General features: G+C 48.8%; 1 protein-coding gene. It reads left to right on the top strand.

Annotated elements, in window-relative coordinates; translation table 11 throughout:
• The first annotated feature begins 106 nt into the window (after positions 1-106).
• Complete coding sequence (locus tag LSG37_RS21105; RefSeq protein ID WP_233081978.1) at positions 107-1,147, top strand: IS630 family transposase; 1,041 nt, start codon at positions 107-109, stop codon at positions 1,145-1,147.
• The last annotated feature ends 14 nt before the right edge of the window (positions 1,148-1,161 follow it).

The raw sequence follows: 1,161 nt of genomic DNA, 5'->3' as shown, positions 1-1,161 counted from the left end.
CCTAAATAACTGTTCCAATTAGTAGATCACTTGTAGGCGGGAACTCAATGCGGTTTGAGCGATCTGATCAGTCGCCAAACAACACAAACCATCAACCGCATTGAGTATGAGCAAAATAACATTTTTCCATAGCGCTGAAACCCGTCGATTGAAGAAAGTCATTCATAAAACCAGGGATAAAGACCTGTGCCGCAGAGCCAATGCGGTTCTGCTGGTGTTAAAAGGGACCTCCAAATCTGAAGTCGCCCGTGTGCTTCAGGTGGGACGTTCCTCCGTGAATCGCTGGCTCGCCTGGTATGAAGTAGCCGGCGTGGATGGTTTGAAAACAAAAGGAGTTGGCAGGCCAGTTCGCCAGCCCAAAACCTTTATCTGTAAGGTATTAAGGCTGCTGTTGGAGCAAGCGCCACGAACCTTGGGTTACCAGCGCTCCCGCTGGAGTACAGAGTTGTTCGCGTTGATGCTCAAAAAGCTGTGCAGCATCAAGGTGCATAGCTCCACCATCAGGCGCTGGCTACCCACGCTGGGGATTGTCTGGCGTCGGGCGGCTCCGACGTTGTACATCAAAGACCCGGATAAAGAAGCGAAGTTAACAGCAATGCGTGAAGCGCTGGACAACAGCAGTATCGACCATCCGGTGTTTTATGAAGATGAAGTGGATATTCACCTGAACCCGAAGATTGGCGCGGAATGGGGCCTCAAAGGTCAGCAGCGTAAAGTCGCGACACCAGGACAAAACAAGAAACACTATTTAGCCGGAGCACTGCACAGCCAAACTGGACAAATCAGCTATGTAGGTGGACAGCGAAAAACAAGCGACCTGTTTATCGAGTTACTGAATAAGGTCAAAGGTCAGTACAGGCGGGCGAAAAGCGTGACCTTTATTGTGGATAATTACATCATTCACAAGAGCAAGAAAACGCAAAAGTGGCTGACAGAAAACCCGAAGTTCAAGCTACTGTTTTTACCGATCTACAGCCCGTGGCATAACAAAATAGAAAAGCTCTGGCATGCGTTACATGAAACGATTACTCGCAACCACCGCTGTAAAACGATGGATGAACTACTGGAGCAGGTAGACCATTTTATGGAGACGGCAGCCCCGTTTCCAGGTGGCAACCATGGGCTAAAGACGGTGTATCACAATTAGGATCAGTTATTTAG

The sequence above is a fragment of the Rheinheimera soli genome (assembly GCF_021290985.1).
GTDB lineage: Bacteria > Pseudomonadota > Gammaproteobacteria > Enterobacterales > Alteromonadaceae > Pararheinheimera > Pararheinheimera soli.
The sequence above is the reverse complement of the archived record's forward strand: the minus strand, read 5'-3'. Positions and strand labels throughout refer to the sequence as shown.

Bases quoted from the DNA above. Each gene is read 5' to 3' on its own strand.
- LSG37_RS21105 (WP_233081978.1), top strand. From the start codon at position 107: ATGAGCAAAATAACATTTTTCCATAGCGCTGAAACCCGTCGATTGAAG.